General features: G+C 38.4%; 18 protein-coding genes. 8 read left to right on the top strand and 10 right to left on the bottom strand.

What is annotated here, in order from left to right:
* Nucleotides 1-3 precede the first annotated feature (3 nt).
* Nucleotides 4-357: a hypothetical protein gene (locus NU09_RS00370; RefSeq protein WP_129749269.1), complete on the top strand. Its 354-nt coding sequence runs from the start codon at nt 4-6 to the stop codon at nt 355-357.
* A gap of 29 nt (nt 358-386) precedes the next feature.
* On the top strand, nt 387-1,289 hold the full coding sequence (locus NU09_RS00365) for a TIGR01777 family oxidoreductase (protein ID WP_129749268.1): 903 nt from the start codon (nt 387-389) through the stop codon (nt 1,287-1,289).
* Here NU09_RS00365 and NU09_RS00360 read toward each other — a convergent pair.
* Nucleotides 1,284-2,084: a hypothetical protein gene (locus tag NU09_RS00360; protein WP_242501804.1), complete on the bottom strand. Its 801-nt coding sequence runs from the start codon at nt 2,082-2,084 to the stop codon at nt 1,284-1,286. The two genes, NU09_RS00365 and NU09_RS00360, sit on opposite strands and share 6 nt — an antisense overlap.
* Before the next feature lie 155 nt (nt 2,085-2,239).
* Between NU09_RS00360 and gcvP the strand changes: the two genes are divergently transcribed.
* The 3 genes from gcvP to NU09_RS00345 all read left to right on the top strand — a co-directional run bounded on the left by gcvP (nt 2,240) and on the right by NU09_RS00345 (nt 6,755).
* Nucleotides 2,240-5,095, top strand: coding sequence for an aminomethyl-transferring glycine dehydrogenase (gene gcvP, locus NU09_RS00355; RefSeq protein ID WP_129749266.1), 2,856 nt, complete (start codon nt 2,240-2,242; stop codon nt 5,093-5,095).
* Nucleotides 5,096-5,203: 108 nt separating this feature from the next.
* Nucleotides 5,204-5,575: a group III truncated hemoglobin gene (locus tag NU09_RS00350; RefSeq protein ID WP_129749265.1), complete on the top strand. Its 372-nt coding sequence runs from the start codon at nt 5,204-5,206 to the stop codon at nt 5,573-5,575.
* A gap of 121 nt (nt 5,576-5,696) precedes the next feature.
* Nucleotides 5,697-6,755, top strand: a complete 1,059-nt coding sequence (locus NU09_RS00345; protein ID WP_129749264.1) for a 3-oxoacyl-ACP synthase III family protein — start codon at nt 5,697-5,699, stop codon at nt 6,753-6,755.
* 46 nt (nt 6,756-6,801) lie between these two features.
* Here NU09_RS00345 and NU09_RS00340 read toward each other — a convergent pair whose 3' ends face one another.
* Together NU09_RS00340 and NU09_RS00335 are read right to left on the bottom strand one after the other, a co-directional pair.
* Nucleotides 6,802-8,265 (bottom strand): lipopolysaccharide biosynthesis protein, encoded by a 1,464-nt coding sequence (locus NU09_RS00340; RefSeq protein ID WP_129749263.1) that lies wholly within the window; start codon nt 8,263-8,265, stop codon nt 6,802-6,804.
* Entirely contained in the window at nt 8,266-9,141 is an 876-nt protein-coding gene (locus NU09_RS00335; RefSeq protein ID WP_129749262.1) for a glycosyltransferase family 2 protein, read from the bottom strand.
* A 58-nt stretch (nt 9,142-9,199) separates the two neighbouring features.
* On the opposite strand from NU09_RS00335, the gene NU09_RS00330 reads away from it, so the two are divergent.
* The 3 genes from NU09_RS00330 (at nt 9,200) to NU09_RS00320 (ending at nt 11,672) form a co-directional block, all read left to right on the top strand.
* Nucleotides 9,200-10,051: a glycosyltransferase family 2 protein gene (locus NU09_RS00330; protein ID WP_129749261.1), complete on the top strand. Its 852-nt coding sequence runs from the start codon at nt 9,200-9,202 to the stop codon at nt 10,049-10,051.
* Nucleotides 10,052-10,131: 80 nt separating this feature from the next.
* Nucleotides 10,132-10,872, top strand: a complete 741-nt coding sequence (locus NU09_RS00325) for an MlaE family ABC transporter permease (RefSeq protein ID WP_129749260.1) — start codon at nt 10,132-10,134, stop codon at nt 10,870-10,872.
* The gene (locus NU09_RS00320; RefSeq protein WP_129749259.1) at nt 10,872-11,672 is read left to right on the top strand and encodes an ABC transporter ATP-binding protein; all 801 of its coding nucleotides are present in this window, start codon (nt 10,872-10,874) and stop codon (nt 11,670-11,672) included. The genes NU09_RS00325 and NU09_RS00320 overlap by 1 nt, the downstream gene beginning before the upstream one ends.
* A gap of 45 nt (nt 11,673-11,717) precedes the next feature.
* Here NU09_RS00320 and NU09_RS00315 read toward each other — a convergent pair whose 3' ends face one another.
* The 7 genes from NU09_RS00315 to NU09_RS00285 form a co-directional block, all read right to left on the bottom strand.
* Nucleotides 11,718-15,485 (bottom strand): gliding motility-associated C-terminal domain-containing protein, encoded by a 3,768-nt coding sequence (locus NU09_RS00315; RefSeq protein WP_129749258.1) that lies wholly within the window; start codon nt 15,483-15,485, stop codon nt 11,718-11,720.
* A 15-nt stretch (nt 15,486-15,500) separates the two neighbouring features.
* Nucleotides 15,501-19,181 carry a gliding motility-associated C-terminal domain-containing protein gene (locus tag NU09_RS00310; RefSeq protein ID WP_165357627.1) on the bottom strand — a complete coding sequence of 1,227 codons (3,681 nt, stop codon included), beginning with the start codon at nt 19,179-19,181 and terminating at the stop codon, nt 15,501-15,503.
* A gap of 546 nt (nt 19,182-19,727) precedes the next feature.
* Nucleotides 19,728-20,792: a mannose-1-phosphate guanylyltransferase gene (locus NU09_RS00305; protein ID WP_129749256.1), complete on the bottom strand. Its 1,065-nt coding sequence runs from the start codon at nt 20,790-20,792 to the stop codon at nt 19,728-19,730.
* An 80-nt stretch (nt 20,793-20,872) separates the two neighbouring features.
* Entirely contained in the window at nt 20,873-21,472 is a 600-nt protein-coding gene (locus tag NU09_RS00300) for a SprT-like domain-containing protein (protein ID WP_129749255.1), read from the bottom strand.
* Between the two features lie 12 nt (nt 21,473-21,484).
* A complete protein-coding gene (locus tag NU09_RS00295) occupies nt 21,485-22,162 on the bottom strand; it encodes an SDR family NAD(P)-dependent oxidoreductase (protein ID WP_129749254.1) in 678 nt (225 codons plus the stop codon).
* Nucleotides 22,163-22,837: a M20/M25/M40 family metallo-hydrolase gene (locus NU09_RS00290; protein ID WP_410501049.1), complete on the bottom strand. Its 675-nt coding sequence runs from the start codon at nt 22,835-22,837 to the stop codon at nt 22,163-22,165.
* Nucleotides 22,838-23,254: 417 nt separating this feature from the next.
* Nucleotides 23,255-24,886 carry a pyruvate dehydrogenase complex dihydrolipoamide acetyltransferase gene (locus NU09_RS00285; RefSeq protein ID WP_129749252.1) on the bottom strand — a complete coding sequence of 544 codons (1,632 nt, stop codon included), beginning with the start codon at nt 24,884-24,886 and terminating at the stop codon, nt 23,255-23,257.

Below are 24,886 nucleotides of genomic sequence, written 5' to 3'. Positions count from 1 at the left end.
ATTATGAGATACCTACACATACTTAACCGCTTTTGTTTTTTTGCCACTCTACTTTTATATACCACTATATTCTTTGGGATGTATGCTCAGATGGTATTGGGGCCATTACAACTGCTAATAGCAATATCAATTACATATCTATACTTTAAAAAGATACCGCAAAACTTGAAAAATCTGATTCTTTACTATTGGTTATTTGCAATTACAGCATTGATACTAGCATTTTTAGGATGGAACGATGCTATACCTGACCACTTAATAATTTTGACAGTATTTGTCATTCCTATGATGGTTGCTGCCTACTTTGTTTATGTAACCTACAGGATAGACAAATTCATAACCTCAAAAGAAGAATAAACCACACCTTACCTTAATTATAAAATGTTATGAAAAAGATGATTATTGCTGCAGGGACAGGCTTTCTCGGCAGCATCCTTATCGAATATTTTAAAGATAAGGCCCAAGAAATTGTGATTCTTACCCGAGGTAAAGAGGGCAAAAAAAACAACATTAAATATGTAAACTGGGACGCTAAAAGTTTTAGTGGATGGGAACATGAACTTGAAAACTGCGATGTACTTATTAACCTGGCCGGTAAATCTGTAAACTGCAGGTATAACGAGCGCAACAAAAATGAAATAATGGCTTCACGAATAGACAGTACTGCCATATTGAACAAAGCTGTTTTACAATGCAAAAACCCTCCAAAGCAATGGCTAAACTCATCAACTGCTACCATTTACAAGGGTTCATATCACAAACAGATGGATGAGGTTAACGGAGACAAAGGTTTTGATTTCTCTATGAAAGTGGCCCGCGCCTGGGAGAAGGTTTTCTTTAAGACAGAAACTCCCCAAACCATAAAAACCGCCTTACGCACTTCAATAGTATTAGGCAAAAAAGGAGGCGCCTACCCTATGCTAAGGAAATTAGCAAAAATGGGAATGGGCGGTAAACAGGGCAACGGCAGGCAATATGTAAGCTGGATACATCAACATGATTTTGCCCGTGCAGTAGAATTTGTAATCAAAACTCAGGCGGAAGGCGTTGTAAATGTGGTTAATCCAACCCCTGTTCGCAACACTAAATTTATGGCAGCTATAGCAAAGCGTGTAAAAGCACCTTTTGCTATTCCTATTAGCAAACTCATGTTAGACCTGGGTGCAAAGATAATAGGCACAGAGACCGAACTGGTTTTAAAAAGCAGGAACGTAATACCTAAACGTTTACAGGAAAACGGGTTTACTTTTAAATACCCGAATTTAGAAGAGGCATTACAAAACTTATAAATTACTCGCCAATACTACCAGTCCTAACCAAAATATAGGAATACTCTCCACCCAAAAAAGCGTATAGTATTTATTACGTTCGGGAGTGGCAAAAATGGTAAACAGGGCCGTAGCCACTACAAGCACTATATTAACCAAAAGCTGCATGGTATCTACCGTGCTTTTAAAGAATTCAAGACAGTAAAAGGGAACCAACAGAAACAGGTTAAGCAGCTTGGTCATTTTTACCCCTATTATTTGCGGAACAGTGCGCAACATCGGATCATCTTCCCTTAAATCGATAATCTCAAAAATAAGGATAAGGATAAGCACCAGTAAAAAGCGCTGACTAAACTTAAGGATTACATCGGTAACTATTTCGTGCCCCATCTCAACCAACGGCATAAGGGTAGTAACCCCAGCCCAGCATAAGGCTACAAGATAGACTTTTATTCCGCTGAGGTTCCTAAGGTTAGGACGTTTAGGAAAAACAGGTATGGTATAAAGTGCCGTTAACCCAAAAAAGATGATTCCGGTAATTTGGGTCACCCTCTTAAGCATCAGAAAAAAAACAACAGCAGCTATAAAAGCAATAACACTAAGTGCAGTAATAATTTTAAGCCTTGGTGTTATTGTCCTTTTAAAACGATACCAGCTTTCATACTTCATAAAATTGTAGCTAAACATGGTACCACAATAGGCAAATCCGGCCATAGGCAAATTAAATTTCAACCCAAACATATGATTGGTCATAAGTACCAGTGCAAGAACCGACATTGCCACGTGCATACTACCGTGAAGGTAAGTATCTAACATGCGTTTTAGTGCTATCATACTTACAAAAATAATCAATATGTTAACAGTATTTATTCGTCAATGAAAAATTCCTAAATTTCGCAGCAAAAAAGACATTAAAATTTGGATATAATTAACTAATTTTGTACCTTCTAAAAAACACGCAACAATATCATATGAGAACAGATGCTTTTGCTTTAAGACACATTGGCCCAAGGGAGAATGATCTGCAGCACATGTTTAAGACCATTGGTGTCGAATCCATAGACCAGTTGATCTATGAAACTTTACCGGATGATATCCGCTTAAAGGCTCCGTTAAACCTGGATCCTGCAATGACGGAATATGAGTATCTAAACCACATACATCAGTTAGGAGCAAAAAATAAAATATTCAGGTCATATATCGGTTTGGGCTACCACCCTGCTATTGTACCGGCTCCTATACAAAGAAATATCTTCGAGAACCCGGGATGGTATACTGCCTATACTCCATATCAGGCAGAGATTGCTCAGGGGCGTCTTGAAGCTTTATTAAATTACCAGACTACTGTAATTGAACTTACAGGTATGGAAATTGCCAATGCTTCCCTTCTTGATGAAGGTACATCAGCAGCAGAAGCTATGGCTCTTTTATTTGATGTTCGTACACGTGATCAAAAGAAAAACAACGTAAACAAGTTCTTTGTTTCCGAAGAAATACTACCTCAAACTTTATCGGTACTTCAAACACGTTCTACTCCAATAGGTGTGGAGCTTGTAATAGGTAACCACGAAGAGTTTGATTTCTCTGATGAGTTCTTTGGCGCTATCCTACAGTACCCTGGTAAATTCGGTCAGGTTTACGATTATGCAGGATTTATTGCTAAAGCAAAAGAAAAAGAAATTAAGACAGCTGTAGCTGCAGATATATTAAGCTTAGTGAAACTTACTTCACCGGGCGAAATGGGTGCTGATGTTGTAGTAGGTACTACTCAGCGTTTTGGTATCCCAATGGGTTACGGTGGTCCTCACGCGGCTTACTTTGCTACTAAAGAAGAGTACAAAAGAAGTATGCCGGGAAGGATTATTGGTGTAACTGTTGATACTAACGGTAACCGTGCCCTTCGTATGGCGCTTCAAACAAGAGAGCAGCACATTAAACGTGAAAAAGCTACTTCAAACATTTGTACGGCTCAGGTACTTCTTGCTGTTATGGCAGGTATGTATGCAGTATACCACGGTCCTAAAGGGCTTCAGTACATTGCAGATAAAGTACACGCAAGCGCTGTTACAACTGCAGAGGCTCTTAACAAAATTGGTGTTTATCAAACAAACACTTCATTCTTTGACACTATTACAGTTAAAGCTGATGCTGCTAAAGTTAAGGCTGCTGCAGAAAACAAAGAGATTAACTTCTACTATGTAGATAACGATACGGTTTCTATAGCATTTAACGAAACCACTTCTATAAAAGACATTAACGATATTGTTGCTGTATTTGCTGAAGCTACAGGAAAAACTGCTGAAACTGTTACTGCCCTTGCACAAACAGAAAACATCCCTTCTTCTTTAATAAGAACAAGTGAGTTCCTTAAGCACGAGGTATTCAACAAATACCACAGCGAAACTGCATTAATGCGTTACATTAAGAAACTGGAGCGTAAAGACCTTTCTCTTAACCACTCTATGATTTCTTTAGGATCTTGTACCATGAAGCTTAACGCTGCTGCAGAAATGCTACCGCTAAGCTACCCAAGATGGAACAACATCCACCCGTTTGCTCCGCTTGAGCAGGCTCAGGGTTACCAGATAATGCTTAAAAAACTTGAAGAGCAGCTTAATGTTATTACAGGTTTTGCAGGTACTACACTACAGCCTAACTCTGGTGCTCAGGGTGAATATGCAGGTTTAATGGTTATCCGTGCTTACCACCAGTCAAGAGGTGACAGCCACAGAGATATCGCCCTAATCCCTGCTTCGGCTCACGGTACTAACCCTGCTACTGCTACTATGGCAGGTATGAAAGTGGTTGTTACCAAAACAACTGAAGACGGAAACATTGATGTTGAAGACTTAAGAGCCAAAGCTGAGCAACATAAAGATAACCTTGCTTGTTTAATGGTTACTTACCCGTCTACTCACGGTGTATATGAGGCTTCAATTAAAGAGGTAACTAAAATTATCCACGATAACGGCGGACAGGTTTATATGGATGGTGCTAACATGAATGCACAGGTAGGTTTAACTAACCCTGCTACAATTGGCGCAGACGTTTGCCACCTTAACCTGCACAAAACATTTGCTATCCCTCACGGTGGTGGTGGCCCTGGTGTTGGCCCGATATGTGTTGCCTCACACCTTGTTCCGTTCCTGCCTACAAACCCTGTAATTACTACCGGTGGTAACACTCCTATTACTGCAATTTCTGCAGCTCCATGGGGTTCTGCACTTGTATGCCTTATTTCTTACGGTTACATCACTATGCTGGGTGAAGAAGGCTTAACAAGCTCTACTCACCACGCTATCCTTAACGCTAACTACATTAAAGAAAGACTAAAAGGTCATTACCAGACTTTATATACAGGCGAAATGGGCCGTGCCGCTCACGAAATGATTATTGAGTGCCGTCCGTTTAAACAAAATGGCATTGAGGTAACTGATATTGCTAAACGTTTAATGGACTACGGTTTCCACGCGCCAACAGTATCATTCCCGGTAGCAGGTACATTAATGATCGAGCCTACAGAGAGTGAAAACCTTGAAGAGCTTGACCGTTTTTGTGATGCAATGATCGCTATCCGTCAGGAAATTGAAGAGGCTTCTGCTGATGACAAAAACAACGTGCTTAAAAATTCTCCGCACACATTAGCAATGCTTACCTCTGATTCTTGGGATTTACCATACACAAGAGAGAAAGCTGCTTTCCCGCTTGAGTATTTAACAGAAAATAAATTCTGGCCAAGTGTAAGAAGAGTTGATGATGCTTATGGCGACCGTAACCTGGTTTGCTCATGCGCACCAATTGAAGCTTACATGGAAGAAAACAACTAATATCTTCAACAAAAAAGGCTGCCCAAAGGCAGCCTTTTTTATTTATAGTGATTTGCATCATAAACAAATTGTGAGTCGTGTCTTAACTTTGAGCAAACTTCAAACAGGATGAAAGATATAGAAACAAGAGCAGACATAGAATTACTAATGAGGGAATTTTACAACCGCCTTTTAGCCGACCCTGCCATAAGCTATATATTTACCGATGTTGCTAAAATAGATCTGGAGGCACACCTGCCCCATCTTACTGATTTTTGGGAATTAAGCCTGTTTCATACCGGCAATTATAAAAAAAATGTGATGCAGCTACATTTGGATTTAAATGCTAAAGAACCCCTAACCAATACTCATTTTGACATTTGGCTGTCACATTTTAACACCACAACAGACACTTTGTTCACAGGTTCAAATGCAGAGAAAATAAAAACAAGAGCGCTTAGCATAGCAACTATAATGAAAATAAAAATTCAGTCTGCATAAAATATCATTTTCATAAATAAATCCCTTTATTTTTAGATATCTGCAAATTATATGCTTGCATAACAGTTTAGATATTAATATAACGTTTTTATAATTAACTTAGCTTTAAACAAACAATATAATGAATATCAGAATAACAGGATCAGGAAGTTACATACCTACTAGGATAGTAACAAACTTAGAATTTGCCCAGCACAGCTTTTTAGGCGAAGGAGGAAAACCACTACCTTACTCTAACGAAGAGGTTGCTGAAAAATTTAAACAGATAACCGGAATTGAAGAGCGTCGTTATGTTGATGATGACATGCTTACTTCTGATATCGCTTATTTTGCTTCTCAAAGAGCTATTGAGGATGCTGGTATTGACCCGGAAACAATAGACTATATTATTTTTGCCCATAACTTTGGCAATGTAAAGGAAGGCGCCATTCAAACTGATATATTACCAAGCCTTGCTTCACGCGTAAAACACAGCCTTAGAATAAAAAATCCTAAGTGTGTGGCCTATGATATCCTATTCGGTTGTCCGGGATGGGTAGAAGGCGTTATACAGGCAAAAGCATTTATAAAAGCCGGCATGGCAAAACGTTGTCTGGTAATAGGTGCCGAGACACTTTCCCGTGTGGTAGACCCGCATGATCGCGACAGCATGATCTATTCGGACGGAGCCGGAGCCAGTATTATTGAAGCTACCGATGAGGAAGGCGGTATATTGGCACACGAAACAGCATCATTTACTTATGACGAAGCCTATTTCCTTTTCTTTGGAAATTCCTATAATGTTACTCACGATCCTGATGTTCGGTATATAAAAATGTACGGACGCAAGATTTACGAATTTGCTCTTAACCACGTGCCTCTCGCTATGAAAGAGTGTCTTGACAATAGCGGGGTAGCCATAGATGATGTAAAGAAAGTACTTATACACCAGGCTAACGAAAAAATGGACGAAGCTATCATTGATCGTTTCTTTAAACTATACGACAAAACACCTCCTGAAGGAGTTATGCCTATGAGTATCCATAAACTTGGTAACAGTAGCGTAGCAACTGTTCCTACCCTTTATGATCTGCTTATAAAAGGACAATTGGAAAATCAGGAACTTAATAAAGGAGACATTTTAATTTTTGCTTCGGTAGGTGCCGGAATGAATATCAATGCTTTTGTTTACAAAATTTAATTCCTCTAAATATTATCTTGGAAAGGACAGCTATGGCTGTCCTTTTTTATTTCCTCCCAAAAGACATTACTTTATCTATCCATACGTTTACCTGATGCACCAATTTCAGCTTATAAACAATTACAATGTTTAAAATAAACGACAGGCCTACCTTATACAACAGGTTAACAAGGTGACTTTCTGCATTAGGTAAAAAATAAACCAGCACCAGAGTAAACACAAACACAGCAGCCATCTTAAAGAAAGCAGCATCAAAAGGTATAAGTTTAAACTTTTTGTAAATAAATATAAGCTTAGAGATATTAAACAGTGCCATAGCAATAAAGGAAGCATAGGATACACCAAGTATTCCGTAACCGGCATAAACAAAATACACATTTAGCGATATATTAAGCAATATAAGTAATAGTATGGTAATAAGATTAAACCTGTAATACTTAGAATAGGTAATAATTTCTGAATTAAAACCGGTAGCCATATTAACCAGCACACTAAATCCTAAAACAAGAATAACAGGTATGCTGTCCATCAGTTTATCCCTGGTAGGCATTAGCATAAAAAGATCGTCGATTCCTAAAAATATACAACTGTATAAAACTGCTCCTATAAAAAACAGCAGCCTTGCCACCTCTTTATACTTAACATGCAGTTCGCTGAAGTTATCATTTTTAAGATAGCCTGAAACAATAGGCGCATATAAGGCAAACAATCCCACAGCCGGAATTTGCAACGTAGAAGCCAGATTAGACCCTATTTTAAAAGTACCGTTAGCCTCTTCGGATATCATATTAAAGATTACTATACTGTCTATTCTGAAAGCCAGCAACGAACCTAAACTGCCTGCAAAAGCATACAGGCTATAACGGAAGTATTCTTTTCTTGATATTTCTCCAAACAGGGTTTTAAATCTGTAATTAAATCCCGGTTTGTAATGCTTAAAAACATATATAGCTGTAAGGATAAAAATCAGTCCGTAACAAACCGCAAAAAACAAAAGCGATTCATATACCCCGATTATATGGTTCAGGAATAATATAAAAACCAATGGCAAAGCTATTTTAGGAAACAGCTTTTCATAAAGTGTAGGTACCGCAAGTTTTTGAAGATCCTGAGCCTGTTTTCTGAAAAGCTCCACAAAAGCCAACGATAAGGCTATAGGAAAAGCAAAATACAGCAACCAGCCGGTTTCACTCTCCTTCAAATTATTATAAAGCAGTATGCCTAAAAAAACAACAGCGCTAATAATCCCTACCGAAACAATGCTGTAATTAAAGAGCTGCCTCTTTTTATATTCATCGAGTGCAGGATAAAACTTTATAAGTGCCTGAGACGCCCCAAGTACCATAATAGGAAATAGCAACTGAGCTATACCCTCTACATAACTTATGGTACCATACAGCTCTTTGTTTTGAGGATATATAAGAACAGTAGACACGACACCTATTGCCGTACCGATATAGTTAATAACCGAGTAAAGAAAAAACTGCTTTATGGAGGCTTTCTTTTCCATTTATTTTGCGTTGTTTCTGGCTGTTATTATTTGTCCCGATTTAAACATCAGGCCGATATAATATCCAAACAGGTTAAAAAACAATTTAACTGATTTACCAAACCCATAAAACTTACTAAAATATTTGGTCAATCCTAAAACATCTTTTAATCCCAGCATATAGCTCTTAGCCAAACCATGATTAATGTTTAGCAAAGTGGTAAGCAGCTTATATCTGCATTGTATAATATCCTTTTTAAAATTTCGGGTTATTACCCTGTCATGCACTATTTTAGAGTATTCGTTTATAACAATGGAAAAGCCATGATATAAAACTCTGTCGCAGTAATTACGATCCTCTCCATAATGTCCGAAAAGCGGTTCGAAGTAACCTGTTTTCTCAATACACTCCCTACTTAACATCCAGGCAGCAGCATTTACAAAAGTTACCTGTATTAAACTTTGTGAATTGTGAAAAGGTACTCCCCTATCCAGATATGTCTTAAAGTTAGAATCGAGAGTTACCTCATCGGCTATATAATGCATCGGACTTACCAATCCTATACCTGTATCCTTTTCCATTACCTGTATTAGGTTACCTACGGTATCATTAAACACCCATGCATCCTGATTAAGAAGAAAAACATAATCAGCTCCTTTTTCAAGGGCTTCCTTTATCCCTATATTATTAGCTTTGCCAAAACCAAGATTGGAGGTCATTTTAAGAAATGTAACCTCAGGATACTTTTCAACTACACTAACAGTATCATCCGTAGAGCAGTTATCTGCCACAATAATCTTAACCTGATACGAGGAGTTAAGCAGGGACTGAATGTTCTTATCCATCCAATGTGCTCCGTTATAGGTTACAATAACTACGAAAACTGTTTTATTCAAGATTTGTGTTTTTCTTATAACACAAAAATAGAGATATTTGCACCAATTTCTGTATAAAATGAAATATTACATCATTATCCCGGCATACAACGAGGAAGCTTTTATGGCTATCACTCTGCAATCGCTTGCAGAACAAACTGTTTTGCCTGCAAAAGCTGTAGTGGTAAACGATAATTCAACAGATAAGACAGCAGAAATAGTAAAAGAATTTGCTAAAAAATATCCCTGGATAAAACTGGTCAATAAATCTTCCGATGCAGTTCACCTACCGGGAAGCAAAGTAATACAGGCTTTTAATGCCGGTTATGAAACCATTGATGAAGATTATGATGTCATTGTAAAACTGGATGCCGACCTTATACTGCCTGACAATTATTTTGAAACTATACTCAATACTTTTAAAAATAACCCGAAGGCAGGCATTGTAGGCGGATTTGCCTATATAGAGCAAAACGGCAAATGGATACTGGAGAACCTTACTGACAAAGACCATATTCGCGGCGCATTTAAAGCGTATCGTAAAGAGTGTTTTTTACAGATGGACAAACTAAGGGTTGCCATGGGATGGGACACTGTAGACGAACTGCTTGCAAAATTTTACGGTTGGGAAGTAATAACCATAGATAACCTCAAGGTAAAACACCTAAAACCTACCGGAGCTAATTACGATAAAGCGGCACGTTACAAACAGGGTGCAGCATTTTATACTTTAGGCTACGGATTTTTAATTACCGCTATCGCTTCTGCTAAGCTGGCAATAAGAAAAGGCAAACCTTCACTTTTTGCCGATTACATAAACGGTTACTTTAAAGCAAAGAGAGAAAAGAAAACTATGCTGGTAACAAAAGAGCAGGCAAAGTTCATAAGAAAATACCGTTGGGCAAAGATGAAAAAGAAAGTCTTTAACTAACCCAAGAATATTAAAAAACTATTAAGTAATACTAAAAACTGGGTACAATTCGGTACTTTAGCCTTTATTTCGAAATTTAGATGATTAAAGCTTTACATCAGATAGGCCATTACTTCCTTATGATCAAGGAGGTTTTTAATAAGCCAACAAAATGGGTCGTAATGAAACAGCTGATACTTAAGGAAATAGACGACCTTATTATCGGTTCACTAGGCATTGTAGCCTTCATTTCGTTCTTTATAGGCGGGGTTGTTGCTATACAAACAGCACTTAACCTTACCAATCCGCTAATACCAAAATCGCTTATCGCATTTGCGACAAGGCAATCAGTTATACTTGAGTTTGCACCTACTTTCATTTCCATAATTATGGCAGGTCGTGCAGGTTCTTACATTACTTCGAGTATAGGCACGATGAGGGTAACAGAACAGATAGATGCACTGGAAGTTATGGGGGTTAATGCTATTAATTACCTTGTATTTCCTAAAATTGTAGCTTTTACCTTGTATCCGTTTGTAATCGCAATCTCTATGTTCCTTGGTATTTTAGGAGGATGGCTTGCAGGTGTTTATGGAGGCTTTGTAGGAAGTGATCAGTTTATTACCGGTATACAAACCGACTTTATACCTTTCCATGTGTTTTATGCATTTCTTAAAACCTTTATTTTTGGTATGCTGTTGGCAACCATTCCTTCATTCCATGGTTTTTACATGAAAGGAGGAGCGCTGGAAGTTGGTAAGGCAAGTACCACATCATTCGTGTGGACCAGTGTGGTTATTATTACCGTTAACTATATTATAACGCAATTACTTTTAAGCTAATGATTGAGATTAAAGACATAGAAAAATCGTTTGGGGATACCAAAGTGCTTAAAGGTATTTCTGCAACTTTTGAAACCGGAAAAACTAACCTTATCATAGGACGAAGCGGATCGGGTAAAACCGTAATGCTTAAATCGCTTTTAGGCATACATACCCCTGAAGTAGGAACAATTTCATTTGACGGAAGAATATATTCTGAACTAAGCAAAGACGAAAAAAGAAAGCTTAGAACAGAGATAGGAATGGTATTTCAGGGCAGCGCCCTTTTTGACTCCATGAATGTGGAAGAGAATGTAGGTTTTCCCTTAAAAATGTTTACCGACAAGAAAAGCAGGGTAATTAAAGAAAGGGTAAATGAAGTACTTGACAGGGTTAACCTGAAAGACGCCAACCATAAGTTTCCTAACGAACTTTCGGGAGGTATGCAAAAAAGGGTTGCCATAGCAAGGGCTATTGTTAACAACCCTAAATACCTATTTTGTGATGAGCCTAACTCAGGCCTTGATCCGGAAACATCTATCCTTATTGATGAACTTATACAGGAAATTACCCGTGAGTATGACATTACTACTGTAATAAACACACACGATATGAACTCTGTATTACAGATAGGTGAAAAGATTATATTCCTTAAAAACGGAATAAAAGAGTGGGAAGGTAATAATGAACAGATACTGGAAACAAGAAATAAATCTATTGTGGAATTTGTTTACTCGTCAGACCTGTTCAAGAAAGTACGTGAAAGTCTTCTGGAAGAAGATGATGAAGAAAGAAGTAACGACTTACATCTTAATAAATAAAAAAGCTTAGCAAATGCTAAGCTTTTTTTGACACTTAAAATACCATTAATTAACTGGTCTTTGAAGGTAGACCCAACCTGTTACCTGTTTACCGGCCGAAAGTGTAACTACATAATAGTAGGTACCTGTAGGTAGTTCTCCTTTATCTGATTGGCCATGCCATTCATTTATATAACCAACCTTTTCATACACTTTAAGCCCGTAACGATTAAATATTTTTATTTCCTGGACATTCAGGTTAGAAAGATCAAAAGTATCATTATAACCATCATCTCCAGGAGATACACCTCTTGGTATTGTACAAAAAGTACTTTCAACATTTACTGATGCAGTTGCAGAACAGCCCTGCATATTAGTAACCTCAACCGCGTAGGTTCCGGCAGGCATTTCTGAAATTACGATTTCAGAACCTGAAGCATTAAATCCTTCAGGACCCGTCCAGTTGTAAGTAGCCCCGTCAAGATCATCAGTACTTGTTACAGATATTACATAATCAAAATTATTACATCCGTTTTCAAGTACCAGTTCAAAAGCATTTGTATTTCTTGTCACTATTATAGTTCGTTCTGCTAAACAACCATTATTGTTAACCTCAACGCGATAGGTTCCTATTTCCTGAACATCAATAACAGAAGCATCTACACCGGGAAGCTGTTCCTCTTCAAAATACCACTGGTAGGTAACCACATTTTCATCAAAGTTTTCTGCCGCAACAGTCAGTTGTCCGGTTTGCCCTTCACAAAGAACAGTATCGCCTTCTATATTAAAATCAGGCGATGGATTAACTACAACATTAACAGTAGCTGCTTCAGAAATACAACCGTTTACAATAACCCTAACCTCATAAATACCATTGGCAGCAACACCTGCACCTGCTATCATTGGGTTTTGTTCTGCAGAGGTAAAGTTAGCAGGACCTGTCCATTCATAAACGGCATTTGCTACAGTAACAGCACCAAGCTGAATATCTTCACCTTCACAAACTGCTGCCACAGGATCGGCAAGTGGCGCCTGAGGAATATCTCTAAGATTAATTACAATAACAGCTTCATCAGCATTATCACACATATCGGTTACCCTGTACCTGAACTCATACACACCTCCTGTTAGTCCTTCTGTAGTAAACATATTACCAACAAGAGCCCCACTACCATTTACATCACTCCATACACCACCTTCATCATGCGGAGTACTTAAAAGTCCGTTTAGGTCTATAGCCTCTCCGTCGTTACAATAGTTAATAGTATCGTCGTCCCCTGCATTTGCAGCTGCAGAAGGTAACACTTCATACTCCAGTATCTGTTCACAATCAATACCCCCACCTGTAGCCACTAAGCTTACAAAATAAGTTCCTGCATCGGTAGCAGAATTGAATGAAGGAAAATCCAGGGTATTGGTTGTACTCAAAATAACCCCTGGGTTATCCGCCTTCCACCATTGGTATTCAAATATTGAAAATTGCGAAACCGAAAGTTGTCCGTCTGCACCATCACATAATCCGGTAGCTACTATATCTACCGGTTCAAGATCGTTAATATCCAGTTGCATATTTCTAAAGTTTCCGCAATCATCTGTAACCCTAAAGTTATAAGTCCCCGGAGCCAAATCGGTAAAAACATTATCAGTACCGTTATCAATAAGAAACGGATTTCCGTTCATTTGAGTAATACTGTAAGTAAGTGGCGGCATACCTTCTGCATCAACAGCTACCTGCATATTTGGACCACCACAAGGCAGACTGAATACATCAATAATTTTTGGCAGGCCATCAAACGTAAACTCATTAACTACCTGCACACACCTTGTAGTAGGAACCTGCCCGTTCGAAAACACAAAGAAAACTCTTATAACCCTAAATTGTCCTAAATAAGCCAGGTTAACATTAGTTGTGTTATTATTTAAGAATCTTGAATTCATATTACTTGGCTGCGTACCTTCCTGATAAGTCACACCCGTTTCAGGATGCCCCCATGTATCGGTAACCTCATCATATTTTTGCAACCAAAAAGAAACACTGTTATTGTTGTTTGATGCAAACTCAAGAGAAAAATCAAATGAGCCACAGTTTGGAATAACCTGCGTGTTATTGGTTTGTTCCGCATAACCTTCAATTAAAACCTGGCCTGAATGTGCAACTCCGCATCCGTCAAGCCCTTCAAAAGTATAGTTACCCTGAGGCAACGAATTCATGTATAAAGCCCCATTTTCTGCAATAAATGCCGATGCATCAAAAGGTAATACTTCAGTAAACGAAGCAGGCGCCGAAGTTATTTCTATCGTATCTACAATACTGTTACCACTAATATATACTCTTACCGAGCCTTCCCCTATGGCACACCCCGGCCTTTGGTCAAAAGAAAAATCAAGGCCCTGACCGGGTGATATTTCTACAATAAGTTCAGACTCATTACCACAGGCATCGGTTACTAAAAACACATAATTTCCGGCAGGAAGAGGCTGCATAAAAAAATCAACATCATCAATATATTCAGAAACATCATCCGGTAAGGTTTGAGGATATGTACCCGGCGCTGCTATTATATCCACGTCCACTATAACTCCTCCCTCTATACTAATACCTACCTGACCGGCACATATCTCAGAATTAAAAGACGCTATATAACCTGGATTTCCGCTTCCACCAACAACGATAGTTTTCTGAACCGTATTTCCACAGGCATCTGTAATCTGTACAGTATATTGACCTGAAGGTACAGGGTTTGCCGGCGTACCATAAAAAGCTCCTCCCGACGCAAAAACCGGATGTGAAGCATTAAAGTCTGAAGGAACAAAGCCTGCAGGAGAATCAATAAACGTTACTGTATAAGGCCCCATATAATGATCCGGCATCAAATTGAGAACAAACTCCTCACAACCGCTATTCATAAAATTAAGTTCAATATCTATTTCCTCATCAATTTCAACATCATCCAGTGTAAATATATTACCACAGGCATCCGTGATCTGTAAATCATAACTATAAGCCTGCCCATTATAATAAGGAATTGTTGAGGTAGTATTATTTATGTTAGTTGGTGAACCTGTTGATATATTTTGTGTAACTATTATTGGCATCCCTCCACCCGGAGGATAAACTGTAAACTGAAATTGCAAAGGGAAAAATATTTCACTATTGCCACCCCCGGGGGTATAATAATGAGTAACATTTACAGTCGTACAGCTTGGTAACATCGCCGATTCCACAATGGGATCATCAATAACAATATCCGCCGGAACTGCTATTAACTGATAAGTAACCACATTAGCATCACCACAGCCATCGTGAACCCTTACCTGATAAGACCCTGCCGGCAGGTTGCTAAACACATTTGATGACTGTATAGGAAATGTTACGGGACCAGACATTATTTCGTATGTTAACGGGGGGGCACCAGAGGTAACATTTACCTCAATAACACCATCATTGCCACAATGTACATTCGTCCCTTGTATTGTATAGCCAATAGGGACAGTATTATCTGCAATAGTAACGTTTACCGATGCTGTATTAGATTCGCCTCCTAGAGACTGGGTAGCCACAACAAGATAATTCCCCGCCACAAGGCTGTTTAAAGTTGCAGTAGTGGTAACTCCCACAGGAGTAGTGGTATCAGGCAAAAGGTATACGGTATAATCAATATTTGCAGCGGGATCTGTACCGGAAACAGAAAATGCAAGTGAACCGTTACCCAAACATGTTTGCGCGGTGGGGGTCGCCGTTACCGTAAAGGATGGCAATTGTGCAAAAGCAGTAAGTGAAAATAATAGCCAAAAAAGTGTAAAAATCTTTTTTCCGGCAGTAAGGTTTAACATAATATAGAGGTTTAGTTAGTTTAAATTTCTTTGCAGGTATACCCAGCCTGTTACTTTTTTTCCGGCAGAAAGCGTCACCACATAATAGTACGTCCCTGTTGGTAGTTCATCACCTTTATCCGACTGTCCGTACCATTCGTTTTTGTAATTTTGCTTTTCATACACCAGTAAGCCATAACGGTTATAAATCTTTAAATCCTGCGCGTTAAGGTTAGACAAATCAAATTCATTGTTATAATCAGCATCTCCGGGAGATATTCCCCTCGGAATAAGGCAAAAAGTATTATCAATATCTACTGAGGCAGTTACACTGCAGCCCTCAACATTAACAGCTTCTACCTTGTATGTACCCGCAGGTAATTGTGATATATTAATTTCCGCACCTACCGCATTAAACCCTTCCGGGCCTGTCCAGTTATATGAAACACCATCCAGTTCATCAGCATTTGAAATCCACACCATATAATCAAAATCACGACAACCGTTTTCTATTACTACATCAAAAGCAGCTGTATTTTCGGTTACCTCAAAAGACTCCTCTGCAATACAGCCATCACTGCTTACTGTTACACTATAAACACCGGTTTCAAAAATCTCAATCTCCAAAGCATCTACACCTTCAAGAAGATTATTATCCAGGTACCATTGATAAGTAACAAGGTCTTCATCAAAATTTCCGCTTATTATTTCAAGTTGCCCTGTTTGTCCTTCACATAACGAAGCATCTCCCGCAATTTCAAAAACAGGTAATTCTTTTACTATTACATCTATAGGTGTCATTAACGAAGCACATCCGTTTACCAACACCCTTACCTGATAAGTACCTGCAGCAGCTATCCCGGCATTTGTTATAACAGGATTTTGTTCTGAAGAAGTAAAGTTATCCGGTCCTGTCCATTCATAAACTGCATTTACAACTTCCCCGGCACCAAGTATAATATCTCCCCCCTCACAAATCGCCGCTACTGGGTCTGCCTGTGGTGCATCAGGAATATCCCTAAGGTTAATGGTAATAACAGCTTCATCGGCCATATTACACATTCCTGTTATAATATATCTGAACTCATATATTCCCTCTTCCATATTAGCAATATCAAACTCACTACCGGAAAGCATTCCGGTACCGGCAACATCACTCCAAACCCCTCCTTCATCATGAGGATTACTTAAAAAGTTTTCAAGATTTATTACAGAACCGTCATTACAATACAAAACTGTATTATCATCACCTGCATTAAGTTCGTTGGTTGGTAAAACCTCATATTCTAATATCTGGTTCATACAAGAAACAGGATTATCAGTAAATACCCTAACATAATAAGTACCAGAATCTGTATTACCATTAAAAGGTAAAAATTCAAGAGTGTTTGATGTACTTAAAATCGTGTCCGGGTCATCGCCGTTATACCATTCATAGCTAAGAAACGAAAACTGCGGAACAGACAGCTCCCCATTTACACCCTGACACAAATTTGAAGCTGTTATTTCTATAGGCTGTACCTCTGTAAGATCAAGTTGTACATTTCTGTAATTACCGCAACTGTCTTCCACCCTAAAAATATAAGTCCCGGGCACCAGTCCTGTAAAAATATTAGACTCTTCGTTATCTATAAAAAATGGCTCACCATTCATTTCTATTACAGCATAGTTTAACGGTCCTATACCTTCGGCTTCAATAGCCACTTCAACATTACCTGTTAAACAGGGAGTATTATAATAATCTATAATTTGCGGACCTCCACTTACAAAGAATTCATGTAAAACTTCTATACATTTATTATTTGCCGAACTGCCGTTGCTATAGGTATTAAATGTTTTAACTATCCTGAACTGACCATCATAAGGCAGGCTTAAATTATTTGCATTATTTATTAACGCAGCTGCATTTACACTACTTATATTAGCCGCTGTTGCCCCGGTTCCCGGATGCCCCCAGTCATTAATACCCGGATAATATTTTTGCAGCCAGAATTGCTGAAGTTCGGTACCGTTACTGGCATTTTGTATATTAAGCACAAATGAGCCGCAATTTTCTGTAACTGCATAGCTGTTTACTATTTTGTGGTATCCCAATATTGTAATATCCATAGTGATAATACCACCACATTCATTGCTGAAACTAAAAACATAATCTCCTTCCGGAAGGCTGTTCATATAAAAGGTGCCTACAAAATTTATATTTCCCGAAACGCTTACAGGCAATGGGACTTCAAATGCAGGCGGAGCAGCAATTATAGTTGCAGTAGTGAGATTGGTACCTATGCCCTTTGCCATCATAGAACCTATGCCCTCCTCGCAGCCGGGGCGCTGACTAACATCGACATTAAAAGTTGAAGACCCTACTGTAATTTCTTCAGTATACTCTATACCGCATTCATCGGTAAATTCAAAAACATAAGTACCATAAGCCAATCCTGTGATCATAAATTCTCCATCACCATTTATCATGGCCGACAAATCCTGAGGCAAAGGTTCCGGATACCCTGCAGGTGCACTTACTAATTCTATACTAATAATATCCCTACCTGGTATACTTAATTTTACAGAGGACGAAGTACAACCCAAACTTTGTACTACTACCTGAGGCGTTAGCTCTAATGTTTGGATTGTAAAGCTACTTACCGCAACATTCCCGCAACCATCGGTAACCTGTACTGTATAGTCTCCCATAGGAACACTATTGGTTTCAGAACCATACACCATTTGTTCGGTTTCGGCAAAATTAGGATGCATGGTATTAAAAGAAGCAGGATTAAATCCGGCAGGCGTATCTAAAAACTGAACCGTAAATGGCGGCATATAATTAAACACATCAATAGAGAAGCTGAAGTCTTCGCAAGTATAAACTTCCGGAGTAACAATAGCAGAAAAAGTAGGTGTTATTATAAAATCCTGAAATTCAAATACATTACCACAGGCATCAACAACCGTTACATCATAACTATATTGTTCACCATTATAAAAAGGTATATCTACACTTAAACCATTATCAGGAGCCAGCAAAGTAACAGGCTGACCTCCGTTTGGAGGATATACAGTATAAGTTGCAGTTATAGGTAAAAATATATCAGTTCCGGGAGGAAGAAAATCCGGAATAGTATTTTGAATCGTTATAGTATTACAGTCAGGTAAAGGATCTAAAAAAGCTGTAAAAGGTTCTAACGACATTGTTGGTGTTTGCTGCAATAGCTGTACAGATACAACAACTGCATTTCCGCAGTTATCATGTACCCTTACCTGGTATAAACCCACAGGCAGGTTATTAAATACATTTGATGGCTGTAACGGCCTTGTTACGGGACCGGATATTATTTCGTAAGAAACTGCTGTTCCTGTTAATACATTCACAGTTATTTTTCCATCTGCACCACACCTTACTTTAACCGTTTGAAGAAGATAGTTCAATGCAATCACCTGATCTATTATGGTAACTGAAGCGGTTTGAGTATTAGAATTACCGCCTAACGACTGGGTCGCCACTACCATATAATCTCCTGCACTTAAACTACCTAAAAATGATGAGGTGGTTACACCTACAGGCGTAGTGGTATCGGGTAAAAGATACACCGTATAATCTATACTTGCCGAAGGATTAGTACCTGAAACAGAAAAACCAAGCATTCCATTACCCAAACAGGTTTGCGGTGTAGGGGTAACCGTTAAGGTAAAATTGGGCAATTGGGCAAAAGTTGCCATACTAAACATTAAGAGCGAAAACGTAAAAAGAAATCGCCTCAAAGTAAGGTCTATGTTCATTATATAGCGGTTTGGTTTATTCTTACATACAGGTAGTACTGACAGAACCACATGTATTTTTCCGGAAATTCGTTTTAAAACTGTAGTACTTTAACTCAACATCATTACAGCCTTACTTATTAAGATGCCTATATTCCTTAAATAGTTGTAATTCCCTTCTCAATTCACCCTAAATTCCATACTACACAAAACAACACACATACTTACATATTGATTATCAACAAAAAGAAATAATCCTATTGACTGTTCTTAATAAAAAACGAGATTTAAAAAAAGTGCCTATCCGAAAAGATGAAACTTTCGGGCAAAAAAAAATCGACCAGTAATAAATCTTACTAATCGAAAAAATACAGGATAAACATTATGTTTTTATCCCAGACTAGCAATTCTTTTTCAGCACTATTTATATCCTGACGAATAAAGATAGTTTATTGAAAATAAATTACTTAAAAAAAAGTTAAATTTAACAGTGTACTATATCTACTACTATTTATTCTTAGTAACAATAGCAGTGATTTTTTTAATTTCCTGTTCTTTTTCTTTTGGATAGATAAGCAGTATGTCATCCCTATCCACAACAATGTAATTATCCAAACCGTCTATAACAACTGTCTTATCATTGTCTGTACGGATAATATTATTTGTAGCATTTTCAAGAAAAACCCTTGCATTTACAACTGCATTATTATTTTCATCCTTACCCAGTTTTTCATGTAGTGAGCCCCAGGTACCTAAATCATTCCAGTCGAAAGAAGCAGGAAGCACATATACGTTTTCGGCATTTTCCATTAATGCATAGTCAATGGAAATATTATCTGCCTTGGTATAATTCTCTTCAATAAATTCTTTCTCTTCAGGATTATTATAATGATTGTAACCCTCTTTAAACAACTGGTACATTTGAGGCTGAAACTTTCTAAATGCATTTAAAACTGCCTCTACCGTCCAGATAAAAATACCGGCGTTCCATAAAAAGTTACCGCTGCTTAAAAACGTTTTTGCAGTTGCATAGTCCGGCTTTTCCCTAAACTGAGAAACCTTTTTAATAAGATTAGTATCCTGTTTATTAAATTCTATGTAACCATATCCTGTATTAGGGAAAGTAGGCTGAATACCCAAAGTCATTAAAACCTCCTGTTTAAGGGCACAATCAAAAGCTTTTTGAAGGTTATCCAAAAAAGCATTTTCATCCTCAATCCAGTGGTCGCTTGGCGCCACCACCATAACGGCATCGGGATTAAGTTTTTTTATTTTTAAGGTAGCATACAAAATACACGGAGCCGTATTTCTCATGGCCGGCTCAAGCACTACCTGATCCTGACAAAGATCGGGCAACTGCTCTAAAACAAGATCATTGTATATATCGTTTGTAAGTACAAGTATGTTTTCTTTAGGGATTAATTTTGAAAGCCTGCTGAAAGTTTTTTGTATAAGTGTTTCCCCAGTACCCAGCATATCATGAAACTGCTTAGGAAACTGTACAGTACTAACAGGCCAAAAACGAGAACCTACACCCCCCGCCATTAAAACAGCATAATAATTTTTGTTCATTATATTGGCAATCGTTTTTATTTATGTAAAGTTTTTATTTTATAAATCAATTTCAAAATGCTTTATCCTCAATTTAACAATTAATGAGGCAGTAATTCCACTTCGGCGTTCGGGTTAAAGAGATACACCCTTCCGGTACTAACCTCCATACACTCAAAACGTTTAACCCTTTGTGCCCCTTTCCTAAAAATCTTACCGTTGTATATGCGGAAATGACTACCGTAAGGAATTTCAAAAATATAATTTTTATCTGACTTCTCATCAAATTGCTTCAACGCAATTGAGAGCGTTGCATCAGTATCGCTACTTGCTTTCGGGTTTCTGAAATGCCTCGCGAGAAGTGGCAATAACTGCGCCGGAAATATTTCAGGACGTATGTAAGGAACCATCAGTCGCTGAAAAGTAGCCTTCCATTCCACGCCATGTGGTTTTATATTCCTTCCAAACTTTTCAAAAGCCGCTAAATGGGCAATTTCATGTACCAGTGTTATAAGGAACCTGTATTTGTTAAGACTTGAGTTTACCGTTATCTGATGATAACCGTTAGCATTCCTTCTGTAATCCCCGTGACGGGTAACCCTTTCATTCACAATCTTAAGATGAACCCCATAATGTTTTATCATTTCAAAAACACTATCAACAGCATGCTCCGGCAAATAAGGCTCAATAATATGCTTCACTTATAATTTCTTTTATGGAGTGCTCGAAGATACTTCCAGCACTTTACCGTTAAAGTATTTATTTCCTGTTAAAGCAAAATCATAAATATAATTGGCCATGTCAGTTGCCGAAAGCGGCGCTTCATAACCAGGAAAAGCTTCCTGCAACATCTCAGTATTAACCGCACCAAGAGCAAGAACATTAAAGGCAATGCCAGCCTCTTTATATTCCTCAGCCAAAAGCTCAGATAAAGTTATTACAGCCCCTTTACTGGAACTGTAGGCAGAAAGTCCCGCAAACTTAACTGTTCCCTGAACACCACCCATACTACTTATTGTAATAACATGCGCCCCGTTTTTCATATAAGGCAACACTACCCTGTTTAAGGCAGCTACACCAAAAACATTTACCTTATAGATGTATTCAAATTCCTGAGAAGTTATTTGGGCAAACGGCTTATGGATAAGAGCTCCTGCATTATGGATAAGTACATCTACCTTATGCCATGTATTTGCTATAAAATCATCTACTTTTTGCAGGTTAACTTCTTCTGAAATATCCACAGCCAAACAGGAAATATTCTGGTTTTCTATAAAAGCCTGAGGAACTTTTCTGGAAATAGCAAGAACCTGATGACCTGCATTTGCAAACTGCAGTGCCAGCTCATAGCCTATACCCCTGCTCGTTCCCGTAATTATTATATTTTTCATTTAGTCTTTAAGTACAATTTCTTTCGTTTCAGCATTAATAAGCTTTTCCGTTATCGGGATCATCTGCTGTATAAAATCTGCCATGTGTGCAGTATCCATCTCATCAAACTCATCTCCCGGCTGGTGGTAGTAATGAAAACTCTCCATATCAGTAGTACTGAATGTATGGGCCGGTATATTGAATTCCGTATAGAAAGGATAGTTATCCGAAGCCCTGAACAACTGATACTTTATAGCAAAATCATAGTAACCTATAAATTTCTTACCACTGTATTCATTGATTTTTTCTGCAAGGTTAGATTTTCCGTAACCTGTCATAAAAGCTACCATATCTTTTCCTGCCGGCATTGGCACACCTATCATTTCATAGTTAAGCATCAGGTAAACATTCATATTAGCCTGCTTTAATTTTGCAGCAAGATGCTTAGACCCTAAAAGGCCTTTTTCCTCGGCCGAGAAAAAACAGAACAATATACTGCGCTTGTTTGTTTTCGCTTTTGCGTAGTAATTTACAAACTCTGCTACAGCTGTAGTACCCGAAGCATTATCATCGGCACCGTTATAAATGCTGTCACCTGCAACTGCCTTGCCAATACCAACGTGGTCATAATGGGCACCAATTACCACAACCTCATTTTTAAGTTTCGGATCGTTACCTTCCAGATAGCCTACAATATTATAAGCCGGTTTAGAAAAGTTAGATAATGTATCCCTATAGGTAATAAAATAGGGTTTAATACTGTTTTTTACAAATACCTCCTCAAGATATTTGGCAGCTTCTTCAATACCTTCTGTCCCGGGGTCACGCCCTTTAAGTTCATCACAGGTTAAAAATTTAAGTGTAGTAGCGACACTCTCTTCGCTTACCTTATAACCATTTTCTTTTTTAGTATGAGAACCGGCACAGCCAACAACCAAGGTTAATAGTGCCGAAAAGAAAAAGAATGATATTCTTTTCATTGTTTTTTGTTTTGTATTGCTAAAATAGTAAAAATCACCCGCTGCACCTAATAGTTATTGCATTACGGATATTCCCAAAAAAAATCCGTCCTGAAATCAGAACGGATTTATTATTATAAATTACAATCAGGCTTATGCCAGCATTGTAACAGGGTTTTCAATATACTGTCTAAGTGTTTGAAGGAACTGAGCTCCTGTAGCACCATCAATAGTACGGTGATCGCAGGTAAGGGTTACTGTCATAGTATTACCCACTACTATCTGACCATTTTTAACAACAGGCTTCTGAACGATAGCGCCTACCGAAAGAATTGCCGAGTTAGGCTGGTTGATGATAGAAGTAAACTCCTGAATACCAAACATACCTAAGTTAGAAACGGTAAACGTACTTCCTTCCATTTCTGCAGGAGTAAGTTTTTTGTTTCTTGCTTTACCGGCAAGGTCTTTTACGTTATTACCTATTTGAGAAAGACTCATAAGATCTGTAAACGGAAGTACAGGAACTACAAGTCCGTCTTCTACAGCTACAGCTACACCAATACTAATATGCTTGTTGTATACCGTTACATCGTCTTTCCACTGTGTATTGATTTGCGGGTGTTTGCGAATCGCCATTGCAGATGCTTTGATAACCATATCATTAAACGATACTTTAGTATCAGGAACAGCGTTTATAACACCACGGCTTGCAATAGCATTATCCATGTCAAGCTCAATAGTAAGGCTATATTCCGGCGCAGTGAATTTAGATTCAGCAAGACGACGCGCAATAGTTTTACGCATCTGGTTGTTTTTAACCTCTTCTTTGCTAACCTCTCCAGCAGGAATAAATGGCTGAGCAACAGGTGCTGCCTGTGCAGCCGGAGCCTGAGCGCCCTGAGCAGGTTGTGCCGCAGCACCAGGAGTAAAGCTCTCAACGTCTTTCTTAACGATTCTTCCGTTTTCTCCTGTACCCTTAACCTGATTAAGGTTAATTCCTTTTTCTTCGGCTATTTTACGGGCAAGAGGAGAAACAAATACTCTGCCTCCGTCGTTATTTACAGCTTCAGCCTTAGGAGCTTCAGCAGTTTCTGCTTTAGACTCAGCTGGCTTAGCTTCTTCTTTTGTTTCAGTTGCAGCTGCACCTCCGGCCTGAAAGTTTTCGGCAATACCGCTAACATCAGTTCCTGCAGGGCCTATTATTGCAAGAATACTATCTACCGGAGCAGACTGGCCTTCCTGAACACCGATATATAAAAGAGTACCGGCATTGAAAGATTCAAACTCCATAGTAGCCTTGTCAGTTTCAATTTCAGCAAGGATATCACCTTCCTCTACTTTATCACCAACTTTTTTAAGCCAAGTAGCAACAGTACCATCTGTCATAGTATCACTAAGACGAGGCATAGTAACCACCTTAACATCTTTAGGCAACTCTGCAGTAGGAGCTTTTTTCTCCTCAGCTTTTGGAGCTGCTTCTTCTTTTTTCTCTTCTGCTTTAGCAGCAGGAGCAGCATTACCGCTTAGAAGGCCTGAAATATCTTCACCTTCTTTACCGATAATTGCAAGAAGTGAATCAACCGGAGCGGACTCCCCTTCCTGTATTCCTATATGTAAAAGAGTACCTGCATAGAAAGACTCAAACTCCATAGTCGCTTTGTCTGTCTCTATTTCAGCAAGTATATCACCTTCCTGTATTTTATCTCCTACTTTTTTAAGCCACGTAGCAACAACCCCTTCGGTCATAGTATCACTTAATCGTGGCATTGTAATAATTTCTGCCAT

The sequence above is a fragment of the Flavobacterium beibuense genome, from assembly GCF_004151245.1.
GTDB lineage: Bacteria > Bacteroidota > Bacteroidia > Flavobacteriales > Flavobacteriaceae > Flavobacterium > Flavobacterium beibuense_A.
The sequence above is the reverse complement of the archived record's forward strand: the minus strand, read 5'-3'. Positions and strand labels throughout refer to the sequence as shown.

Coding starts and splice junctions, on each gene's coding strand:
- NU09_RS00305 (WP_129749256.1), bottom strand. CDS start 20,792: ATGAACAAAAATTATTATGCTGTTTTAATGGCGGGGGGTGTAGGTTCT.
- NU09_RS00345 (WP_129749264.1), top strand. CDS start 5,697: ATGAATATCAGAATAACAGGATCAGGAAGTTACATACCTACTAGGATA.
- NU09_RS00350 (WP_129749265.1), top strand. CDS start 5,204: ATGAAAGATATAGAAACAAGAGCAGACATAGAATTACTAATGAGGGAA.
- NU09_RS00370 (WP_129749269.1), top strand. CDS start 4: ATGAGATACCTACACATACTTAACCGCTTTTGTTTTTTTGCCACTCTA.
- NU09_RS00285 (WP_129749252.1), bottom strand. CDS start 24,886: ATGGCAGAAATTATTACAATGCCACGATTAAGTGATACTATGACCGAA.
- NU09_RS00360 (WP_242501804.1), bottom strand. CDS start 2,084: ATGTTAGATACTTACCTTCACGGTAGTATGCACGTGGCAATGTCGGTT.
- NU09_RS00315 (WP_129749258.1), bottom strand. CDS start 15,485: ATGTTAAACCTTACTGCCGGAAAAAAGATTTTTACACTTTTTTGGCTA.
- NU09_RS00325 (WP_129749260.1), top strand. CDS start 10,132: ATGATTAAAGCTTTACATCAGATAGGCCATTACTTCCTTATGATCAAG.
- gcvP (WP_129749266.1), top strand. CDS start 2,240: ATGAGAACAGATGCTTTTGCTTTAAGACACATTGGCCCAAGGGAGAAT.
- NU09_RS00330 (WP_129749261.1), top strand. CDS start 9,200: ATGAAATATTACATCATTATCCCGGCATACAACGAGGAAGCTTTTATG.
- NU09_RS00340 (WP_129749263.1), bottom strand. CDS start 8,265: ATGGAAAAGAAAGCCTCCATAAAGCAGTTTTTTCTTTACTCGGTTATT.
- NU09_RS00320 (WP_129749259.1), top strand. CDS start 10,872: ATGATTGAGATTAAAGACATAGAAAAATCGTTTGGGGATACCAAAGTG.
- NU09_RS00295 (WP_129749254.1), bottom strand. CDS start 22,162: ATGAAAAATATAATAATTACGGGAACGAGCAGGGGTATAGGCTATGAG.
- NU09_RS00310 (WP_165357627.1), bottom strand. CDS start 19,181: ATGGCAACTTTTGCCCAATTGCCCAATTTTACCTTAACGGTTACCCCT.
- NU09_RS00365 (WP_129749268.1), top strand. CDS start 387: ATGAAAAAGATGATTATTGCTGCAGGGACAGGCTTTCTCGGCAGCATC.